We start from the raw sequence: 22510 nt of genomic DNA on the forward strand, positions 1-22510 counted from the left end.
GACAATTGGGATCCCAGGCGAAAGCCGTGGGCGTCCCACGCGGCAACCGTCGCCAGGCGCCGGGTGAAAGCCGAGGAGTTTGAATATGTTCACTGCAGGGTGTTGCGCGTGACAATCCTTCGAGCGTTTCGTGGCCAGGGCGCCGCCGCCGTTTCGACCTATCTCCGTGGCGTCAGCATTGTCGCCTTGCTGGCGGGCGGCGGTACCGCCGGCGCGCGCAGCCTCAACAGCTCGTCAAGCATTTCGCTCACGAACGCCGCCAGCGCGGCGCAATTGGCTGCGGGGATACAGGCTGCCGCGGCGGCGCAGCAATCGTCGCAATCGCTTGCCCGTGCAGCCGCGGCACTCCAGGCGGCGCGGGCTGCGCAGCAATCGGCAAAATCGCTGGCATCGACCTTGAAGGGTGGGGTCCCGGACGGCATCACGACCAACGGACTGATGCCGGCCGATGGAATCGCCGGTGACCCGACCTTGTGGCAAGGCGCGTTGGCGCCCACCCAAACCGTCGCCAATGGCCGGACGCTGGTCGATATTCAACAGACACAGCAAAAGGCGATCCTGAACTGGAAGACGTTCAACGTCGGCCGCAACACCACGCTCACCTTCGATCAGCAGGCGAGCGACTGGACGGTCCTGAACCGGGTCTCGGACCCGTCTGCCTCTCCGAGCACGATCCTCGGGCAGATCAGCGCGAAGGGGGGCGTCTACATCATCAACCAGAACGGCATCATCTTCGGCGGCGGCTCCCAGATCAATGTTCACGCGCTGGTGGCTTCTGATCTCGATGTCGGGACGCTCGGGCAGACGCGGTTCGACCGCGATCAGTTCTTCCTCGGCACCGGCATCGCCAATGGAACGCTTGCCGTCAAAAGCTTTTCGATCGGAGGGGAAGACAAGCAGACGAAAGCGATCGGCGGTGGCGTGGTCGTTCAGGCCGGCGCCACGATACAGATCGACGATCCGGGCCCGGATAAGCCGGGTGGGTTCGCCTATCTGTTCGGCTCGAACGTCGCGAATTACGGCGAGATCAGTGTACCGAACGGGGAAGCAGCCCTGATTTCGGCGCGTGCTATCTTTCTGACGCCAAACAGCGACGCCGCCGCTAGTTTTCCGTCTGCTGTCCTGCCGGCGAAGGTGACGTTCCGCGGGACCGGGTTCCAACTTTCGCCATATGCAAACTCATACAATTTCGCTGGAACCCCCAGTGGTCCGTATTTGTCGGGGACAGGCTCTGTCGCCAATAACGGGCTGATCGAAACACGCAGCGGCATCGTCGAGATGGCGGGTGACCGGGTCAGCATCGGCGCCCAGGGTGTCATTTCGGCGGACACCAGCATCAGCCTTCCCAGCATGGTGCTGCTTCATGCGGCGACGAGTGTCGACCTGAGCGGCACGATCAGCATGCTCCCGTCCGACACTGGCGCGACGCTTCCGCAGTCGAGCAGCGCGGGAAGCAACGTCCAGAGCTTCATGCCAGCCTACGTCGAAGCGACGGCACAAGGTCAGGTCACCGTCGAATCGAGCGGCCTCGTGTCGGCTCCTGCCGCGTCGATTTCGATCAATGTCGCGGACCTGACAGGCAGTCAGGGCAGCAGCAGAACCCTGTTCGGCGATGTATCGGTGAACGCATCGCTGTCGGGCCCGCAACGCGTGCTGCTCGCGCCCGGCGCCACCATCGACGTGGCCGGATTGCAGAACGTCGAGCTTCCGGCGAGCTACAATTTCATCTCTTTTACGCCGACCAACGAGTTTGCGGACATGCCGCTTCAGCGCAGCGGCGCGCTGTACGGACAGCCGCTGTGGATCGATATTCGCGCGTCCGGAACGCGCAGCGACGGCACGACGTGGCTCGGCACACCGCTCGCGAACGCGAACGACGTCGTCAATGCGGTCGGCCGGAGCATCTTCCAGTTGATGACGGCCGGCGGCAATGTGTCGCTGACCACGCCCCAACTCAATGCTGCGGGCCAGGAGGTGGTGCTTCAGTCCGGGTCTGTGATCAACACGGCAGGCGGCAGCATTCGTTATCTGCCCGGAACGGTTCCGGTTACAATCCTTCTGGGCAGCGACGGCCGCAGATACAGCATGCAAAATGCCAGTCCCGACATGACCTATGTCGGGATTGCCGGCGTGTTCACTTCCGCTCATTCGCATTGGGGGGACACGTACAAGCAGATCTGGAACACCAACACCACGATGCAGGTCTCGGGGTATACCGACGGGCAGGGTGCGGGCGGCGTTGCCGTCAGCACGGTGAACCCGGTGCTGGCGGGGACGCTGCTGTTCGGCTCGGTCGCCGGCGAGCGCCAGATCGCGTCCGGCAGTTTGCCCTCGCAGGGCTATCTGACGCTCACCACGCCATCGACCGTCGTGATCGGAGCGAACGCGACGTCGCTGCCTGCCGATTTCGATTCCAGATACAACCAGAATATCTATTCGGCCAATGGAACGCTGATCGGCAAGGGGACAGCGCTGCTCCCGCCGAATCCGACCAACGCGACAGACCTCGTGTCCTCGGATAATTTCGCGTCGACGAGCGCTTACCAGACGTTCCTGTCGGCAGACGAGCTTTCGGGCTACGGGCTCAGCGCGCTTTCCATCACGTCCAACGATCTGGTCGTGACCAAGGGCAGCACGCTCCGTCTGGCGGCGGGCGGGCAGTTGTCCGTCACGACGGGTGGCGCGATCGACGTTGCCGGAACGGTTCAGGCAGCCGGCGGCAAGGTCAATCTGAAGACAGATGGCTATGTAGTTGGCACCAGTTCACCGCTGAAAAATCTGTTCAAGCCATCCGTGACGCTCTCGGGCGCCGCCATGCCTGCCAACGTGTTCGTTTCAGGCGTCCTTGATGTCAGCGGGCAATGGACAAACGACACGGGTCGCTTCGGCAACGATGCGTCGGGTCCGGGCTATATCAACGGCGGCACCATTACGATTTCCACGAACAAGAACAGCAGCAACGGTCTGGACACCACGGGAAGCATTCTGCTCGCGTCGGGGAGTTTGCTCGACGTCTCCAGCGGAGGATACATCTCGGCGAAGGGAACGCCGAAGACGGTCTCGAGCGGCCTGATGGCCGGCGCCGCTGGCAGCATTTCTCTGAAGGTCTACCAAGGCGCGAATTTCGATCCGAACGCAGTGGGCGCCCCCGTCCCCCCAACGTCGGGAAGCACCGCCGTCCTTCAGCTCGATGGCGCTATGCGGGGGTATGGGTTCGCCGACAGCGGCACCCTCACGCTCGCAGCCGCGGGAACGATCACGATCGGCAATACGTCTCAGCCGGACAGCGCGTCGGGGATACTGATCGGGGGGAGGCTGGCGACGCTCCCGGTTTCGTTGTTCGCGAACAATGGATTCGGCGCCTTCGTGATCCAGTCCGCGCCAAGTGGTTGGGCACCCAACGCCCAGGTCGTATTGCCCGGGACGATCGTTGTTGCGGCCGGGACCTCTCTCAAGCTGCAAAAGCAAAGCTTGAGCAGTCTTGCCGATTACAGCGCGGTGGCGACCGGCACCAAGATCGCCGCGATCGCGCCCGTGGTGACCGTGCCGGACGGTCAGCGTACGCCCGTCAACCTGACGCTCAAGTCGGACAACATTCTGCTCGACGCAGGAGCAACGATACAGACCGATCCGGGGGCCGTGATCACGATCGCCGGGACACCCGCACAGCAGGGAACGTCAGGGGAGACGTCGCAGCGGGCAGCGAACGTGCTGTTGCGCGGTTCTATCATCGACCATTCGGGAACGGTGTCGGTGAACGCCGCGTTAACTTGGCTCGATCAGAACGCTTTGATCGACTTGTCGGGAATCCTGCAAACGAACGCTCTGTTCGGCAGCCGCGGCGGGCCTGCCGTGAGCGGCACGGTTCTGGCCGGGGGTAACCTGATTGTCGAGGCGGCGGATCCGAGTGTCAAAGGCACGAATCCCAATTTGTCGGGAACCGCACTTGTTGCGATGACAGGCGCCAAGGTCGACGTATCCGGCGCCGCCGGCACGCTCCAGGTGGCGAATTCGGGAAGCACGCGTCCGTCGACATTCACCTTGATGAGCTCGTGGAGCGACGCTGGCTCCGTCAGCATCGACGTCGGCGCGTTCGCGTGGGGAGGGACCTTCGTGGCGCGCGCGATCGATCCGCGAGCCCAGGGTGGGACCCTCATGCTCGGGGGAGGCGCAATATCCTTACGGCAGGACTCGACCGCCGTCACGGCCGCGCTGTCCAACGTCGGTCAGGCGTCGCTGGCGAATCTAGGCACCCTGTCACAATCGCTTCTGACGCAACTGACTGCGGCAGCCGGGCACTCGGTGTCGATCGTCGCTGCCGCCGACTCGAGCCGATTGGGCGCGTTCGACAATGTGTTCCTCTACAGCGGGACATCCGCCGGCGGACCCGGGCGCATTTTCACCGATCTGTCGGGCAGCACTTACAACATCGTCGCCCCGAGCCTGTCCGAACTCGTCGTCGATGGCACGCTCGACTTGCACATAGCCAGTCGGTTGGAGATCGCCGCGAGCTCGATTCGATCGGTGACGCCTGGCAGCGCGACGCCGCAAAGCTCGGTCACGCTCGCAGCGCCTTACGTCCTGCTCACGGGTGGATTCCCCAATGGCAACGGAACAACAAGCGCGGGCGCCAGCACTTTTGATGTCAAGAATGCGCAAACGATCGACATCGAGGGGGCAGCCTTCAACGGTTTCTCGTCGGTCAGGCTGAGCAGTTCAGGTGACATCCGCCTGAGTACCCCGAAGGTTGCGGACGGCCTCATATCCGGGCTACCGCAGGCACTGCAGGATACCACCACCTATCGCGGTTTCCTGGATAGCTCCGGCGATATCACACTCGACGCGCAGCGGATCTATCCGGTGTCCTCCGTCGACTTCTTCATTCGAACGCCGAAGAGCGTGACTTTCAGCGCTTCGGCTGGCAGCAATCTCGAGATCCCGCTCTCGGCCGGTGGCAGCATCTCGGTGTATGCGGCGAGCATCGAGCAGGGCGGAAACCTGTTCGCACCGCTCGGCAAAATCACGTTGGGCGATGACGGAACGGCCGCGCGCAACACCGGCGGGGTCGTGACGGGCAAGATTGATCTCGTCCCGGGCAGTCTGACCTCCGTGACGCTCGCCGATACGCTGGTTCCATACGGCGAGACCGCAGACGGTACGAACTGGTACTACAACGCCAGCCTCTATCCGCTCCAGGCGCGCAACGCAGATGGAAGCGCTGTCGTTGAGCCGAACGGCACGTCTCCGGTGCTCCCGTCGAAGGGACTGGTGCTCGACAGCGCCAACGTGACAGTGGCGTCGGGAGCCAAGATCGACCTGAGGGGCGGCGGCGATCTGCAGGCCATGGAGTTCGTCTCGGGCAAGGGTGGCAGCCGCGACGTGCTCGCCACCACACCCTCCGGACAAACCGTGTATGCGTTGCTGCCGTCGCGCAACGATGGGGTCGCGGCCTTCGACATTCACTTCACGACCGCGCGCAGCCTGGACGGCGGCAAGACCATCACCGCCGCCGATGCCTATCCGCTCGCCGGCAAGCAGATCTACATCGATGGCGGAAACGGCATCCCGGCGGGAACCTACACGCTCTATCCGGGTCATTACGCCACGCTTCCGGGCGCGCTGCGTGTCGTCGATTACGGCAGCAATGTCGGCAAGAACCTCGCGTCGGGGACGACCCTGCCGGATGGCACCGTGTTGACGACGGGCTATTACACCTCGTCGACGCAACCGGGAACGCGGTCGGCCGGCCAGGAGCTGTTCGCGGTGCAGAGCGGTGCGGTGTGGAAGCAGTACAGCGAATACACCCTGAGTTCGGCGAACAGTTATTTCGTCGCCAAGGCCGCACATGATGGCGTCTTGGCGCCCCGATTGCCCATCGATGCCGGACGGCTTGCTGCGGTTGCATCGCAGTCGCTTGACCTGGCTGGCACGATCGCAGCGCAAGCGGCGCCAGGCGGTCGCGGAGGCGAGCTCGACATTTCCGCGAGCAAGCTGGTCGTGAGCCAGACGAATCCGATCGGCGTTGAACCAACCTATGCGTCAAGCGATGGTTGGGTCTGGCTTTCGGTCGATCAGCTCAACACGCTCGGATTGGAGAGCATGCTGCTCGGCGGGCTGCGCACGGACACGGCCAGCGGCGACACATTGATCACACCGACTGCTGGTCAGGTCACGATCGACACAAGGGGCGCGGCGCTGACGGCTCCAGAGCTCGTGCTCGCGGCGCAACCCGCGAATTCTCTTGTGCAGACCGTGAACGTCGCCGGCCTCGGCGACGTCAAGGTCACGCTCCCGGCTGGCGGCGGCGGGGTCACGATTGCCTCTGGCAGCGTGATCGAGACCACCGGCGCCATTCAGTCGGGCTTCGGTCGTCACTATGTGTTTGCGCCATCAACTCCTGTCACGGCGCAACAACTCGCGACTGCTCTGGGAGGCACGCTGAACGGGACGCAGATCAGCAACGCCGATCTCACGAGACTCCCCCTGACCCTTCCCGACGGCCGAGCGGTGGGACCCAGCCAACTGGCGGCGCTCGCAATCGGCCAAGGTGCGCTGTTTGTCGCCTCGAACGATTCCAGCCTGACGGTGACAGGTCCAGCCGCGAACCGGCCGGACCTGACGATCAGCTTCGCGCCCGTCGCAGCGGCGGGAGGCGCCGCCGTGACCGGTACGGTCAACCTGCCATTCGCCGGCCAGGTCCTGATCGAGGCCGGTAGCCGGATCTCGACCCAGAACCTGTCGCTGCAGGCGACCAGCAACACCAACGCGGTCGTCCTCAACGCCTCGACGACGGCCCATCCCGCCGCTCCGCCCGCGGTGCTGGACGCAAAACAGATCAACATCACCGCGCGCAGCATCGGGTTCGAGAGCAACCTGAGCCCGACCCGGACGGAGTCGCTGCTGCTCTCGCAGACCAATTTCGGCCAGCTCGCCGGCGCGCAGAGCCTGACGCTAAAGGCGCTCTCCGGCCCGGTGACGTTCTATGGCGATGTTGCCTTCACACCCGGCGGAGCGATGCAGAACCTGACGTTGGACGCTCGCACGATCGCCGGAACCGGTGGCGACGTCAGGCTTGCCATCGGCGGCACCGCTACGTTGGTCAGCAGTTCGTCGGCGAGCGAGGCTGCGATCACGTCGACCTCAGGAACCTTCGAACTCGACGCCGGCAAGATCGTACTTGGAGGCGGGACGCAGACAATCGCCGGCTTCTCGAACGTCAACTTGACGGCTGCCAAGCAGCTCAACATTGCCGGTCCCGGCTCGCTTGCTCTGGGTGCCACCGGCCAGGCCGCCGCCGTCGACATCAACATCAATACACCGCTCGTTCAGGTAAGCGGTCAGACTGGAGCCGCAACCGGCGCGCAATTCGCTCTCACGACGAACGGCACGGTTACGTTCACTCGGCCCGGTGACCCGAGGGCCCTCGTATCCCGGCCGGACGACAGCAGCGATCTCGGCGGCAATCTCGCAGTCACGGCGGCGAGCATTCGCCTCGGCGAAGTCGATGCAAACGGCCAGCCGGTGCTGGCTGGCGGCATCATTCAGGCGCAGGCCGGCAACATCACGCTGCACGCCACCAGTGGTGACGTCACCCTCAATCCGGGCGCGTATATCGCTGCCGGAGGCTACGAAAAGACCTTCATCGACGTGACCACATATGCTCCAGGTGGCAAGGTCGTTCTCCAGTCCGACGCCGGCAACGTCAACATGCGCCAGAACAGCGTTGTGGACGTCGGGCAGCCCGTCGGAGGTCTCGGCCACGGCGGCGAGATCGACGTGACGGCGCGGAGCGGCAACGCCGTCGTCGCGGGCGCGCTGATGGGCTCCGGAGGGACGGGACTTGGCGGCACCTTCAAGCTCGATATCCTGGGCGCGGCCGATCTTGACACCTTGGCGAGCACGCTCGGTGCCGGCGGCCTCAATGGCTCGGTGGACATTCACACGCGCACGGGCAATCTGGTTCTGTCCGCGGGATCCACGCTGAAGGCCAACAGCGTCGTGCTCACGGCCGATGATCAGCGCTGGAATGGCACCGACGGATACAACGGCCAGGTGATCATCTCTGGCAAGATTGACGCAAGCGGCTCCGCCACCGATACGATCGACGGATCTGGCCAGGCAGGCGGGCAGGCGTCCCTCTACGGATACAATGCCGTCGTGCTGACTGCGGGCGCGAATATCGACGCTTCAACCGCGCATAGCAACGAGCGGGGTGGGGACGTCGTGCTTGGCATCGGCACGAATGCAGCCGGCTATATTGATCTTCGAGGAGGCGGCATCAACGTCTCCGGTCCGAAGGGAGGAGTGGGCGGCACCATTCATTTGCGTGCACCGATCATCATGGGCAATGCCCTTGGACAAGGTGACGTCAGAATTGCCGCCCTCAACTCCAGCATGACCGGCATGCGCGCAGTGACCGTGGAGCCGTACGTCACTCTTTCCTCCGATGGCAGCATCGGCCTGAATGGAAGCTGGTACCACTGGAACGGAATCATCGATCCGGCCAACGACCCGTTCCTCTACAACCTCATCGCGTCGTATGTGCAGGGCCAGACGATTTACGGCTTCGCCGGCACCTTCGCCCGGCTCACCCCGTTGGCGCAACAGCTCGGGGCGGGCATGGTCACTGTCCAACCCGGGCTCGAGCTGATCAATAACAACAAGTCCGTCAACAACGGCGACATCACGATTGCCAGCAACTGGAACCTGGCCTCCGGCACCGCCTATGACCTGAAAACGAGCGGGGGCGTGACTTACTTCGACTACAACAGCAGTTCCGTGAAGTTCGACTATCGTCTTTCGCCGTACGTGTATGGTGCCAACGTTGGTGCGCTGTTCGGCGTCAGCAGCCCGGGCGCGCTGACGCTGCGGACCAGCGGGAACATCAACGTCAATGCGTCGATCTCCGATGGCTTCTTCCAGTTCAGCAACTATTTGGATCCGACGTACGTCAGCCAAGTCGCGACCTATCTTGCAAATCTCGCAAGCTCAGGCCAGGTCCGCGGGATGGACGGAAGTCTCAGCGGCACCGGGCAAAATGTTTATCTGTATCTACTGAACGGATTCAACCCACAATCCAAGGTGCCGATCGCTCCCTACAACCAGGCGGCGAACGGTATCAGCCCCGGCTCGGATGCGCTTGCTGCCGCGGATTTGTTCCCGCACAGCCTGTTGACGTGTCAGACTTACTGCGGGAATGGCTGGGGCACCAAGGTTTCGGTGGTCGACCCCGGGTCATGGACGTACCGCTTCACGGCAGGCGCCGACGTGGCGAGCGCCAATCCCATCGCCATGCAGTCGCTCGCGACCGTTGTCAGCGGCAGCGTGATCATCGATCATCATACGACGTACAACCAGCCGAAGTCCCAATCGGGCGCTGGCAGTTCAGTCAATCTTGCGACGATGGTGCGGACCGGGACAGGCGACATCAGCATCGCCGCTGCCCGCGACGTCGTCCTGAATGACACGACGGCTCCCGGAACGATCTATTCGGCCGGCGTGAACACGGCGCGGCTTGCCGACCCGCAATACCAGTTGGGCGGGACGACGGTGAGCGCCCAAAATCCGGACGGCTTTTTCGAGCCGCAAGTTCTGGCGTACAATGGCAATGTCAGGGTCGCCAATACGACCCTTTACGGTCCGCCCACTGCCGCGGCCTTCCCGGAGAACGGTGGGAACGTGGACATCGTGGCGCAACGCGATTTCATCGGCTTCAACACCACGACGACATCGGGCAACCAGACGAGCTTCCAGTACTTCGCGCCGTGGCTGCTGGCGCAGGCGGAGTTGACTCCCGTCCCCGTTAACACCGGCACCCGCCTGATGGGGGCTGGCGTTTTCGCACCGACGGGCACGAGCATCGCCTCGCAATCCGCGTGGTGGATCCAGTATGGCAGCTTTCAGCAAGGCGTCCTGAGCGCGGGCGGCGATGTCACGCTGACGGTCGGTCGGGATATGGTGGACGTCTCCGTCTCCCTCCCGACGACCGGGCGGGTGAGTGGCGGCCTCTCCACTGCCAGCACGCCGCAGACCCATGTCTATGGCAGCGGGAATTTGAGCGTTCAGGTGGGACGCAACCTGCTTGGCGGCGCCCTGTATGAGGGTTCCGGTCACGCGAGCGTCGTGGTGCGCGGCTCCGTCGGGCAAGCCGGAAACCTGGTCGCCAGCAACGGATCGTCCGTCAATTATCCGCTGCTCGCCGTCGACTCCGGGCAAATCGCGCTTGCCGCAACTGGATCCGTCACCACTGCCGGTGTGATCAATCCCGCCGCCATTCACTCTCAATCCGGAAGTTATGGCGACCCGCTTGGACGCTCTGCTGCTGTTTTCATGGATACTTATGGACGGAACAGTGCGGCTTCGATCCTGGCGGTCGGGGGTGACCTAACGATCGGCGTCGCTCCGATTGGAGTGTTCTATGGCGGTCGTGACTTGGCCTATCCGTCGAGCTTCGAGGCCGTCGCGCTGAGCGGCGACATCAAGACCACCGGCATGACGTCCGTCCAAAACTCGGGCATCATGCTGAGCGGCTCGACCAGCGGCTCATTCCAGTTGCTGGCGCAGGGATCGATCGACCTGACGGGCGGCTACACCCCGACCTCCGGCCTCAATCGACCGACCTTCTCCGCCGGGCCGTCATTGCTGGATACGGCCTTCAATCCCTTCCGGCCGAACAACGGGTTTGGCGACAGGCTGAGCAGCGAAGTGCTCGCGCATCAGGACGACACCGAGGTCGCTCACATCTACGCGATGACCGGAGATATCGTCGGCGTCGGCACCGTCAAGTCCAGCATCAGCAACAATCAGGTCAGCATCTCCGACATCCAGAGAGTGGAGATCAACAGTCCGGCAGAGGTCCATGCCGGCCGCGACATCGTGGACCTGAACCTGATCGTGCAGAATATCTCCGAGTCGGACGTCAGCAAAGTCGATGCCGGTCGCGACATCTACTACACAGGTTTCAATCTGGCCGGCGGTTTGCAGGTTGCGGGTCCCGGGTTCTTCGTCGTGCAGGCCGGACGAGACCTCGGGCCGTTGCTTCCGGCGGTCCACGACAACGCCAGCGAAGCCGTCATGCAGCAGGGCATCACCGCTGTCGGCAACGCCAGCTTCACGCCGGTTGGAAATCGCTATGTCGTTCAAGCGAGTTCCGGAATGTATGATCCGTTGCTGCTCGGACCTACCGGACAGACGCCGAAACAACGCAATCCCTTACTCGCTCAGTCGGGCGCTGATTTGATCGTGCAGTTCGGGGTGGCCAACGGAATCAACTATGACGGGTTCTGGAAACTCGACCCGCTGACCAATCAACCCGTCTACTATCCGGGCGTCATCGACGCATATCTGAATCCGGCGCGGGGCTCGATCGATCCGATTGTTTCGGGAGACTATTCGGCGCTATCGGTCCAGTTGAAGCAGTTTCTGGCTGCGAATCCGGGCACGACGCAAACTGCAGTGCTGGGTACTTATCAGGCGGCTTCGACGACGCCGGCCGCGCATAATTACACGAGCGAACTTCAATCCTTCCTGGCTCGCATCGGTCACCCAGCGGCCGATGCAAGTTCGGCTTGGACCACGTTCCAGGGCCTCTCGAAGGATCTGCAGCACGCGTTCGCCGACCAGATCTTCTACGCCGAGCTCAAGGCGGTCGGACAAGCTCAAACGAATTCATCCGGCAATTACCAGCGCGGTTACCAGGCGATCAACACTCTCTTCCCGGCCGGCCTCGGCTACACGGCGAACGCGCTGGGTGGCGGATCGAATGGCGCCAATCAATTGATCGCGACCGGTGATCTCGACATGCTGCATGCGACCATCCAGACTCAGCAGGGAGGCAATGTCTCCATCATGGGCCCGGGTGGAAACATTCGGGTCGGCTCTTTGGCGACCGAGCCGAACCAGCTTCTGAAGCTCAACGACCTCGGCATCATGACGCTTGCGGGCGGGTCCATCGACACGTTCACGGATCAGAGCGTTCGCGTCAATTCGAGCCGCGTGTTCACGGAGCAGGGCGGCGATATCCTGATGTGGAGTTCGAACGGCGATCTCGATGCTGGCCGGGGTGCCAAGACGACTCTCTCGCTGCCGCCGATTCAGGTTCATTTCGACCAGGATGATTACGCGTCGACTGATCTCGGCGGTCTGGTGACCGGCGCCGGCATCGCGGTGCTCCAGACCTCCAGCGCCGCGACGACCTCGAACCTTTATCTTCTTGCGCCGCGTGGGACCGTGGATGCGGGGACCGCGGGAATCCGGGTTTCTGGCAATTTGATCGTTGCCGCCGTTCAGGTGGTCAATGCGTTCAACGTCAAGGTCGGAGGCTCGACGACGGGCGTTCAGATTACCTCCGTCCCGAACGTGGGTGCGCTCAGCGCGGCTTCGAATACAGCGGGTGCCGCGGCGAAGAGCGCGGAAACGCCGACTGCCTCGGGCGGGGGGGACCGGGCCTCGGTCTTCATCGTGGAAGTGGTCGGCTACGGCGGCGGCGACGGCAGTTCCGAAGCTACTCCTTCCGGAGCGAGCACGAACTCCGGGGAGAGTGCGAATCCTGAGGAGAATACCAAGCGCCAGGGTCAGTAGCGTTTGCAGACGAGGATGACTCGAGAGTCTCTTCCATTCCGTGCTGGTGATGCGGCTGTGAGCGGATCTGGCTGGTTCGGCCAAAGAAAACTCAAACGCCATCTCGCGACTGACGTCGCGGACGATGGCGAGCGTCGTGCTGCGCCACGGTCATAGCGCTCAAGATCGGGATCCATTTCAATCCAGAAATGAAATCGTAGTATCATAATAACAATTGGATTTGATGATACCAAATCAACCGGTTCAGCTCGCCACTCTGATGGTGCTTGGTCGATCGTTGGAGCGATTATGATACTGGTAACAGGCGGCGCAGGTTATATTGGTTCGCACACATGCGTCGAGCTCCTGAAAGCCGGCCGAGACATCATCGTGGTCGATAACCTGAGCAATTCGAGTCAAGTTTCTCTCCGCCGGGTCGAACAGATATGCGGCCGGTCGTTGCAGTTTCGGGAAGGTGACATTCGGGACCGCGCTTTGCTGAAGGACTTGATGCGGACCCATAAGGTCAGCGCAGTGATCCATTTTGCAGGTTTGAAGGCGGTCGGCGATTCTGTCCAGGAGCCGGTGGCCTACTACGATAACAATGTCGGCGGTACCCTTCAGCTCCTCGCAGCGATGCAGGAGGTCGGCGTGAAGAAGATCGTCTTCAGTTCGTCGGCCACCGTCTACGGCGAGCCAAACAGGCTGCCACTCGGTGAGGATCACCCGTTGTCGGCCACGAATCCCTATGGTCGCAGCAAGCTGATGATCGAGGAGATACTGCGCGATCAGTTTGTCGCGACGCCCGACTGGTCGATCGCAATCCTGCGCTATTTCAATCCAGTCGGTGCGCACGAGAGCGGGTTGATTGGGGAGAGTCCCGTGGGGGTGCCGAACAATCTGCTGCCTTACGTAGCCCAAGTCGCCGTCGGTCGCAGAGAGTACCTCAACGTCTGGGGAAAGGATTACGCGACGCCGGATGGCACGGGGGTCCGCGACTACATTCACGTGGTCGATCTTGCGGTTGGCCATCTCATGGCGTTGAACAAGTTGCAGTCTCCACAAATCACGACGGTGAACCTGGGAACCGGGACGGGGACAAGCGTCTTGGAGATCGTGGAGGCCTTTTCGAAAGCAAGCGGCCGGGATATTCCCGTGATGTTTGGTCCGCGCCGCCCCGGTGACGTCGCATCCTCCTATGCAGATGCCACCGTCGCCGAATGGCTGCTCGGCTGGAAAGCAAAACGGTCGATCATGGAAATGTGCATCGACCATTGGCGCTGGCAACAATCGAACCGGGATGGTTACGGCGCTGAGGCCTCCTAAATCATTGTGATCAGCCGATCAACGAAATCGTTGACGTGCTGCCGCTGGTCCATGCCCCCCGCGCGAGTGCCCACCGCGGAAGACGCCTTGCGACCGTATGCGTCCGGCGGCAACTGTCGCATGAGGTCGCGTCCTCGGAGATAGCTTGGTCGTGCAAAGTCGTCCGCACGCGCGCTCGGTGGAAGTTCCCGATTCACCATATTGTCGCGGCACTATGCAAAGTACTCACGACAATGAAGAAATGGAGGGCGTTTTGATCCTGTCTATCGCCATGCGCAGAACATTGCTCGTGCTCTTGATCTTCTCCGCCGGAATCGCCTCGTACAATTGGAATTTGTTCCGCGTCGCGGATCCATCATTCTTCGCGCAAACGAATGCTGATTCAGAGGAGTTGATTCTGGATGGAATTCTGCACGGTGAAAATGGTACCCCGATGATTGGGCGGTATAACAGGCTAATCGACATTTCGCCCGGTATCGAGCGGAAGCTTTATGTTGATCGGGATACGTCTGGAGAATTCCGCCGATACACGTCGCAATTCGGAATGCAGTATTATTTCTTCTTCCATTTCTCAAAATATGTCAGCCGTGACTACCGGGTCATGCAATTGGTGGCTTCCGCTCTCATGGCAGCGGTCGTCTGCGGCTTCTTTGTCGGCATCGCGTCGATCTCAACCGATACGCTCGGGCTTGCGTTTGCATTACCGTTGTTGATTTCCCCATGGGTCGCGGCATTCGCAGCAAACCTGTACTGGGTCGAATTCACGTGGTTTCTTCCGGCGTTGATCGCGCTCTTGATGGGCGGCCGAGCGTACCTCTCTCTACGTTGGTTCGCGCTGCTCTGCATCCTTATGTTCGCGAGCTTCCTGTTAAGGCTCTTGAGCGGCTACGAGTTCGCCTCCACGGTCGTTCTCGCAAGTTTCGTATTCTTGCTCCTGCACGGCCTTCGAGAGCGCGTTTCGGCGTGGCGCATTCTGGCGCTCGTTGTTGCAGTCGGATGCATATCGTTGCTGGCGTTCGCGACGGCGGTCATGCTTCATGCGCGAGTGATCGGACCCGACATGGCGTCCGGCTTGGGCCAGGTCACCGAAGTGGCCGCGAAACGCTTGTCGGCCAAGTATTGCGACGAGGCATGTATCAAGGCCGCATGCGCAACGGAATTCGAGGGTGCCAAATCCGCCGAAGAGAAGACAGGGATCTGTGTCGGACGACTACAGGCATCTCTCAGCACATCCGTTTACAAGATGATCCCAAGGTATTTGTTGATGCAGCATTTTGTGCCGTGGATCGATTATTTTTCTGACATGTCCGAGGAAAAAAAGAGCGAGATCAGTGCGCTCGCGCACGAGCTTAAGATTGCAATCGCATCTCACAGCATGCAAGGCGTGGTGCGCATCGCGGACGGCATGAACCGATCCTTGATAGTGTCCATCGCCTCAGCCGGGATCAGCGTGCTCGCGTTTCTGGCGTTCAACCTCGCGGTCTTTCATACCTTGGTGAAGCGTCGATCGAGCCTCTCCGCAGTTACCTTGGCAAGCTTCCTATGTTCTGCCTCCTGGTTCGTCTTGGCTAAAGGCCATTCGTACATTCATACGCATATCGATTTCGTTTTGTGGTACTTGCTATACATTCCTCTCGGACTGGCGAGCATCGTCGATTCAAAATGTCGTCTGTCCGCAAATTGGGGTGAAAAACCTGCGGAGGTATCGAGCGGCAAGCTGCCTCTCGGATCGCTGTGAACGCTCTGCACGAGTGAACAGGGAGACGCGTTGCTTCACGGGACGTAGACGCCCCTGACGACGTCGAATAACTCGCCGAGCATGGCGAGCTTGCCCTTGAAGCCGGCGATCTTCGTGGGGGGCGCTTCGCCGAGGGGATAGCTACGGCGAACCGGCACCTCGCAGACTTTCATCCCCAACTGACCGGCCCGTGCCGTGAGATAAAACAGCAACTCGTACCGCTGGAACACATCCCGGAAAGGCGCAACCCGGGAATCCAGAAGATAACGGCGGGAGTACCCGCGGAAGCCGTTGGTCGTGTCAGTATACCAATGCCGTCCGGCGAAGCTCAGCAGTGGCGCGTGGATGCAGCGGTTCGCGAGGGTGCGTTCCAGGGGCGTATTCTCTGCCTTGCCGCCTGGAAGATATCGAGAGCCCTGGACATAATCGTAACCCTCGGCGAGTTTGGTGCACATCGAGGCGATCGCTTCCGCGCCATCCTTACCGTTGCCATCCATCGTGATGATTCCCTCGTAACCTTCGTCGAGGCACCAAGCGTAAGCCATTCTCAACTGTGCGCTGAGTTTACCCGGCCCAGTCTTGACCAACACGGCGCGGACGGGAAGGGCCGAAACAAATTCCGCATCGACCGAACTGTCCGTGGAGCCTCCATCGGCAACGATCACATCGACGGGGGGAGCGACGTCCGCGATCATCCGTAGCTGCCGGCGTATTCGTTCGCCCTCGTTGATCACGGGAATGACCAGCGCGTGGCGGCTTCGCTTGGGATTGTAGAGATGGATGTCGAAGGCGGGAACTTGGCGAGCCGTCGATGGCTCCTGCGTAATGACTTCCATTCCGTTTTGGACCTCTCGACACCGTGCTGGAACCTGAGCGCCGCGTTGCATCAGACTGTCTCGCAGCGTGACGACACGCGGCGATACACCATGAAACGGCTAAGTAGATAATTCACAACAAATGAGACGCCGGCCGCCGCGATCAGCACGGCGAAGCGCGACGCTAGGCTCGCCACCCACGGCGATAGCGAAGAGGCGACGAGAACGCGTACGCAGAGGACGAGGACGGCCGACATCAGGTAGAGCGACGCTCGATGCGCCGAGAGCGCGCGTCCTTTCTCGCGGAACGTCCAGAGCTCGTGGCAGACATAGTTGAACAACGCTCCGACGAAGAAGCCAGCGGCCACTCCCGCCGCCATGGGCAGGCCGAGAGCCGCGGTGACGCCGAAGGCCGTCGTTAGGTCCACGGCTAGTCCAGTGACGATCACGGCCGCGAAACGCAGCATTTCCCAAGATGGAAACGCCAGGATCTTCATGACCAGCTTTCGGCCGCGGCGCGCAGGCGGACGACACACGCCTTCAGTGTCTTAAGACCATCCGCAACGGCTTTCATTTCGATCGATACGGCGCGATCGTACTCAATGTCGGCGAGGGCATCGAGCAGGGAGTGTGCGTCGGCTTCACTTACCGGTGAGGGCGCTAGATTCGCAGCAGAGACGTGGACGTGGGATATATAGGCCGCGGCTTCAGCAACGCTGGCGGCGATGTCGTCGTAGCCATCCGTCATGTACAGTGCGCCCGTGTCGAAGTTCAGCGTCACTGCCGGATGGCCAATCTTGCGAACTGCGGCGATCGTCTCGTCGACGGTGGTCATGAAGTTCGTGCCGTAGCCCACAGCGTTGGGTTCCATCGCCAGCCGCGTTCCGTTTGCGGCTGCGAGATCGCCCAGCGGGCAGAACGCGTCCCTCACGCGGCCCGTCACGTCGTCCTCCGAGAGGCCTGGGGGCACGATGCGCTGTTTCGGTGATCCGACGACGAGATTGGGGATGCCGAGGCGTCCGGCGAACTCGATCGCGCGTGCAAGGCCGGTATCGAAACGTTCCCGACCTGACGGAGAGCCGAACAGATCCGCGCCATCGACACCGAAAAGCAGCGACTGGGCGGAAACCAACTCCAGACCGAACCGTTCGAATTCGGCGACGCGCGAGCCCACCGCCTGCACGGACGGGGCAAAGGGATCGTTCTCTTCGGCGAACAGCAGGCTCGGCGCAATTTCGAGGCCGGAGAAGCCGTGGTCGCGAAGGACCGCGTAAGCGTCTAATCGCTCGGCGTAGAGCCAAGCGATGTTGGAAACGGCAAACTTCACGACATCGCGCCTTTCTCGAAGAAGATTTTGAGATCGTGCAGCACACCCGCGGAGTTGACGAGGTATGGGTCCTTCGCGTCCCACAAGGTCGCGTGACGCGTTCGCATGTCCTCATGATAGAGAGGAGCGGTTCTGCCGTCGAAGGGGCGCCCGGTCAGCGTCTGGTGGATGTCGCGGGCCCGCAACGGCTCCGGAGCGAGATGGACGATTGGCAATTCGTTCGCGACGACGACTTCGATGTCCCGCCAAAGGCGATCGAGGCCGTAGTACTGGAAGGTGCTGTCGGCATGGGTGAAGTGTACCGCGGAGAAGCCGGCGTCGAAGAGGGCGTCGGTCAACGCGATCTGGCCGGTGCCGACGAGCGCCTTGCGGTCGCAGCGCAGCATTCCCAATGCTGCATCGTGGTGATAGACGGCGCGCAGAACCGCAGCTGCCGGCCCGGGAAGGCGATCGCTCAGTTCGGCGAATTTCGCTTCGGTGAGGAACGAGGGGATCGGGTTGGCGATGTCGAAGATGAAATTCTTTTTCAGGCCGACGCCGTAGAGTGCCGGCAGGCGCAGGATGTGTATCTTTGGAAACAGCGCCGCCGCCGCTTCTTCAAGGAAACGACGATTGGAGCCGTAGGCTTTGTTCGCCTCGAAGCGGTTGGCGTCTTCATCGAGGCCGGTTGGCTCGGCGAGCGTGGCGATGGTCGAAATCAGCACGAAACGCTCGGCGGTGACTTTCTCAAGATGGGACAGCAGCCTGCGGATATTGGCCAGGTCGCCGTCCGGGTCCTTGTTGGCGGCCCACATCGACGCGGGCGCGGCGGCGCAGACTACCAGTTCGTACCGCTTGCCCTCGATATCGGAGATATTTTGCGAGTTGAAGCGGGCCGAGAACTCGTGGGCCAGAAGGAGATTTGTTCCAACGAACCCGGTATGACCAATTAGTGCGTTTGCCATTCGCTCTCCGCGCCTTGCGCCGCTTTCAAATCCAGATCCGCAAGCCAGGACCTCACATTGTCCAAACGAGCTATGCACCGATTGCCGTCTGAACCTCATTGATTTCCGTAGACGTCGATTGCGACAGGACGTTTACCCGTGCGTCGCCGAGCCCAACCGGACTGTGCTTCTCATATATGACGGCGTAGTCGCTCGTCCCCCGTTGCTCCTCGAGCAAACGACTGAGGTATTCGCTGATGAAAGCGAGAATGACGAACAACAGCATGAACTGCACTGACAAGAAGAGGACCGTCGTCGTCCAACCTTCGACCACGCCGCGCTTCAAGAGGCGGACGAGCAAAACGTAGACAGCAAAGGAAAAGCCCAGAAAGCTTCCTAGCAGCCCGACGCCCGACATCCACCGCAGAGGTCGTGACGAATTGAAGACGAGCAGGCGGAGAAATCTCCTGGCCGCGCGGAACAGCGATCGCTGCCGATGCACGTCGACTTTGGTTTCATAAACCAGCGCTTCTGACGAGTAGCCGGTCTTCTGGAGGCGTTGGGCGAATTGATGGTGGAACCGACCGGTTTCGATGACAGCGTTGATCGCTCGCCGGCTCACGCAACGAAATCCAGTCGCATTCGCCGGGATTTGGTAATCGATTGCGGCGAGCAGTCGGCTGGCCAAGCTGCGCGTCAAACCATAGAGCGGCGGCAGCGGGCGGCTGTTGACGCCAATGATGATGTCGGTCCCCTTCTGACAGGCGACGACCCCATCGCTGATCGACTTCAGGCGGTCGACGATCGGATCAAAAATGACAACGAAATCGCCGATGGCGTTGTCGATCCCAGCGCTGCAGGCGACTTCGTAGTCCACCGCGTAGGCCAGTTGAATGAGGCGAAGACCCGGCGTTGTGGCAAGAATATCGGCGAGGCGGGCGTCGACGAGACGCCGCGCCGGTCCTTGTACGATCAGGATGAGCTCATAATCCGAATACCGCGTATTAAGTTCGTCCCATACCGCCGCCACGCCGCTCCTCAAAGAGTCATCCGGGCGCTCGACGATGATGATGACGGAAACGAAGGCGTCACTTTTCACCGCTGCGTGCTCCCGGTTCGTGTCACGAGGCCCTGCGCTTCAATGACTGAAATCACATCGTAGACATTGTCGATCTTGCCCCCGAGTATGCTGTGCAACCCTGGGAGGCCGTGATTGGGACGGAAGAGGATTGGCCTGGAGTCATCGGTTTCACTCCGAGGCAACACGGTCTTGACTTCCCACAGCGAGTCTTCATGGCGGCAGTCACCGAGGATGGGCATGTGCCGAGCGGCGTCGCGGCGCATGAATTCCCAGGAGCTGGCAGACGGCTTCGCGGTCCAGAGCCTGGTCGGATCACCACCTGGTTCCTCGAAGCACTCGTAGCGAGGCGTGTATCGCACGTGACTGAATGAATGCCGCGCCAGCGGAGGAAACGGCATCACCGAGAAGAATGGACCACACATCACGGTGACCCCGACGTTCTGGAGCACCTCGGGAACCTGAACGATGCACATCTCGGTCATTTCGTGCTTGAGTGCGATCGCGGGAAGCGCAGAATTAGTCAGCAAATGATTGATGTTGGAATAAGCGCAATTGAATATCTGATCGGCTATGACGTCCTCGGTCGAGCCATCGGCATTTCGAATGGTCGCTGCCAGGCGGTCCCTTTCGATGCGCACCTTCTCGACTGTGGTCTGCAGCCGCCATTCGACGCCAGCCGACGCGATGCGGCGGTGCATGACTGACCGTAGAGCGTCGGCGTTGAAGGCGTATTCCACAGCAGAGAAACATGCCTCGATGAAATTCGGATTGGTCAGGCTCCGCAGCCAGTTCGGAGCAACTTCGTATGGTGCCCCGATCCTCTCGCAAAATTTCGCGAACTGCGCTGGGGTCACTTTGCCGAGTTTCGAGCCGATCAGATAGAACGAGTGAAAATCGGAAATAACACAATCCCGAAACTCGGCCACGAAACGAGGGAACGATACACGGGATCTCAGCGCGGTCAGAACGCTTCGCGGATAATGGTAGCCGTTGTGAACCCTGGCCTGGTTGTTATGTGACGCTCGCCGCATGAAATCGGGCTCGCGCTCGCAAAGCAGGACCGCATGGCCATTTAGGGCAAGAAATTCGGATAGATACAAACCGAAGAATCCTCCGCCCACTACTACGAACTGCTGCCGGCGCACGCTCTAGTCCCTACATCCATGCTTCACTCGGCTTGGCCTCGAAATGTGGCTCATCCCAGCCTGAAAGCGCTCGCTCTTCGCGGACAATCAATCCGTCGTTGGCCTCGTCCGCGATGTCGTGTTGCTTCACTCCGCCGCGCGCGGAAGCGGCCATGCGTCCTCTCGTCGAAGTGGAATTGCAAATTCAGGGGTGATCCGCGCGCGCAACTTGATCCCGAACTTGAAATAGATCGTAACGAAACAGATCGTAACGAAGTTATTGTGAACCAACAGCGAGCCATCGCCTATTCCGAACAGGCAGGCCGCCAGGAACAGTGCAAAAAAGATCACGACGAACGACCGGCGAGACCTGCAGGCCGCCGAGCAGGTGCCGATGAGACCGAACAACAAAATCAGCAGCAGCGAAAGCAAACCGGGTGCGCCCGCCGCTATGCCGACATCGAGAAATGAATTGTGGAAGTTCGGGGCACGGAAATAGTCATCCAGGGCCCACAGTCGTTCGGCCGGGCCGTCTTCTACAAAGAAGCCAGAGTAGCCGTACCCGGTGAGCAGGCGGTCATAGAAGAATCCAGGCCATTGCTCCCACAGGGTCGTCCGCCCGGTCAGATCAGACGAGCGGTCCAGCGCTCCGAACAGCAGGTCTGATTGGACATACAGCAACGTCGCCATGACGATGGAAGTGAACGCGCTGACATAGAAGAGGTATGTCCTGTTTCTTATGAGCGCCCACAGACACAGCGAGACGTCGAGCGTCACCAAGGTCACCACGATCCCGTTCGCCGATCCGCTGAGAAGGAGAAAAAGAAGGCTCGTCGCAGCGCCCAGCAAGTTCCATTGCCAGGAAACCCGCGATGCAAAGATCAGCAACGTGTAGAAAATGAATGAGATGCTGAATGTCATTGCCGCCTGCTGTTTGTGTGAAAACAGGCCGGCATAGGCTATAGAGCCGATAAGGGTTTCCCGTTCGGCCAGATCAGCTTCGTAAGTCGTATTCACGATTGGGCTCAAGGAATGGATGATGATCACGATCGGCAGGACGTAGGTTAGCGTGACAATCATCTGGCGCGGAGAAAAGCGAGACGCCATCCATGCGCAAAACGTCACGGTGGCAAACAGCAGCACGAGACGTGGCCAGGAATGAGATTCGATGAGTTCCGGCAGTAGGTGCGCAAAGAGTAAGACCAGCATCGGCCAATGCGTCGTGAATACCGTTAGAACACCGCGGAAGTGCAGGCCGATGAACAAGGCCAATACCAGGTATCCAGCTGCCCATAACGCCCCGTACACAACGGACTCGCCGGCTGCGACGAATGTTTCGCCAGCAGGGTCCGGCAAGAATGCGACGTATACCACTCCGGAAGAAAAGACGAGCAGGGCGGTGGCGAAATACATCTCGAGCCTGGATGCTTGGTCGCGGCCTCTCATCCGGTTGTTTCCAGCAAATTCCCACTCGCAGGCATGGTCGCCTTTCAGCATCGTTTCGGCGCCTGTTCGGGTTTCCATCAGGCTTGATCGAGCGCCGGCAAGCGTAGTCGGTAATGTTATCAACATGATGACCCGTCGTGTGCGTTTGAAGGTCTTATCATGATGATAAGAT

Annotated in this window: 11 protein-coding genes; 3 read left to right on the forward strand and 8 right to left on the reverse strand. The window is 61.0% G+C overall.

What is annotated here, in order from left to right; genetic code table 11:
* Positions 1–108: 108 nt before the first annotated feature.
* The 3 genes from QA645_RS17530 to QA645_RS17540 all read left to right on the forward strand — a co-directional run bounded on the left by QA645_RS17530 (position 109) and on the right by QA645_RS17540 (position 15622).
* Positions 109–12579, forward strand: a complete 12471-nt coding sequence (locus QA645_RS17530) for a filamentous haemagglutinin family protein (protein WP_283051794.1) — start codon at positions 109–111, stop codon at positions 12577–12579.
* Positions 12580–12864: 285 nt separating this feature from the next.
* Complete coding sequence (gene galE, locus QA645_RS17535; RefSeq protein ID WP_254135445.1) at positions 12865–13884, forward strand: UDP-glucose 4-epimerase GalE; 1020 nt, start codon at positions 12865–12867, stop codon at positions 13882–13884.
* 145 nt (positions 13885–14029) lie between these two features.
* Positions 14030–15622 carry a hypothetical protein gene (locus tag QA645_RS17540; RefSeq protein ID WP_283051796.1) on the forward strand — a complete coding sequence of 531 codons (1593 nt, stop codon included), beginning with the start codon at positions 14030–14032 and terminating at the stop codon, positions 15620–15622.
* Between the two features lie 35 nt (positions 15623–15657).
* Here the strand turns inward: QA645_RS17540 and QA645_RS17545 are convergent, their stop codons facing one another.
* The 8 genes from QA645_RS17545 to QA645_RS17580 form a co-directional block, all read right to left on the reverse strand.
* Positions 15658–16458, reverse strand: coding sequence for a glycosyltransferase family 2 protein (locus QA645_RS17545; protein WP_283051798.1), 801 nt, complete (start codon positions 16456–16458; stop codon positions 15658–15660).
* Positions 16459–16508: 50 nt separating this feature from the next.
* Positions 16509–16934: a GtrA family protein gene (locus tag QA645_RS17550; protein ID WP_283051800.1), complete on the reverse strand. Its 426-nt coding sequence runs from the start codon at positions 16932–16934 to the stop codon at positions 16509–16511.
* Complete coding sequence (locus tag QA645_RS17555) at positions 16931–17764, reverse strand: sugar phosphate isomerase/epimerase family protein (RefSeq protein WP_283051802.1); 834 nt, start codon at positions 17762–17764, stop codon at positions 16931–16933. Before QA645_RS17555 ends, QA645_RS17550 begins: the two co-directional genes overlap by 4 nt.
* Positions 17761–18708 carry a hypothetical protein gene (locus tag QA645_RS17560; RefSeq protein ID WP_283051804.1) on the reverse strand — a complete coding sequence of 316 codons (948 nt, stop codon included), beginning with the start codon at positions 18706–18708 and terminating at the stop codon, positions 17761–17763. Before QA645_RS17560 ends, QA645_RS17555 begins: the two co-directional genes overlap by 4 nt.
* 70 nt (positions 18709–18778) lie before the next feature.
* Positions 18779–19786 carry a hypothetical protein gene (locus QA645_RS17565; RefSeq protein ID WP_283051806.1) on the reverse strand — a complete coding sequence of 336 codons (1008 nt, stop codon included), beginning with the start codon at positions 19784–19786 and terminating at the stop codon, positions 18779–18781.
* Positions 19783–20913 carry an FAD-dependent oxidoreductase gene (locus QA645_RS17570; RefSeq protein ID WP_283051808.1) on the reverse strand — a complete coding sequence of 377 codons (1131 nt, stop codon included), beginning with the start codon at positions 20911–20913 and terminating at the stop codon, positions 19783–19785. The genes QA645_RS17565 and QA645_RS17570 overlap by 4 nt, the downstream gene beginning before the upstream one ends.
* Before the next feature lie 10 nt (positions 20914–20923).
* Positions 20924–21067, reverse strand: coding sequence for a hypothetical protein (locus QA645_RS17575; protein WP_254132228.1), 144 nt, complete (start codon positions 21065–21067; stop codon positions 20924–20926).
* Entirely contained in the window at positions 21040–22389 is a 1350-nt protein-coding gene (locus QA645_RS17580; RefSeq protein ID WP_283051811.1) for an O-antigen ligase family protein, read from the reverse strand. Before QA645_RS17580 ends, QA645_RS17575 begins: the two co-directional genes overlap by 28 nt.
* Positions 22390–22510 lie beyond the last annotated feature (121 nt).

It is taken from the genome of Bradyrhizobium sp. CIAT3101 (genome assembly GCF_029714945.1).
Classification (GTDB): Bacteria; Pseudomonadota; Alphaproteobacteria; order Rhizobiales; family Xanthobacteraceae; genus Bradyrhizobium.

What these genes read in the sequence shown, in the direction of transcription:
- QA645_RS17545 (WP_283051798.1), bottom strand. Translation starts at nt 16,458, where the DNA reads ATGGAAGTCATTACGCAGGAGCCATCGACGGCTCGCCAAGTTCCCGCC.
- QA645_RS17560 (WP_283051804.1), bottom strand. Translation starts at nt 18,708, where the DNA reads ATGGCAAACGCACTAATTGGTCATACCGGGTTCGTTGGAACAAATCTC.
- QA645_RS17550 (WP_283051800.1), bottom strand. Translation starts at nt 16,934, where the DNA reads ATGAAGATCCTGGCGTTTCCATCTTGGGAAATGCTGCGTTTCGCGGCC.
- QA645_RS17575 (WP_254132228.1), bottom strand. Translation starts at nt 21,067, where the DNA reads ATGGCCGCTTCCGCGCGCGGCGGAGTGAAGCAACACGACATCGCGGAC.
- QA645_RS17580 (WP_283051811.1), bottom strand. Translation starts at nt 22,389, where the DNA reads ATGCTGAAAGGCGACCATGCCTGCGAGTGGGAATTTGCTGGAAACAAC.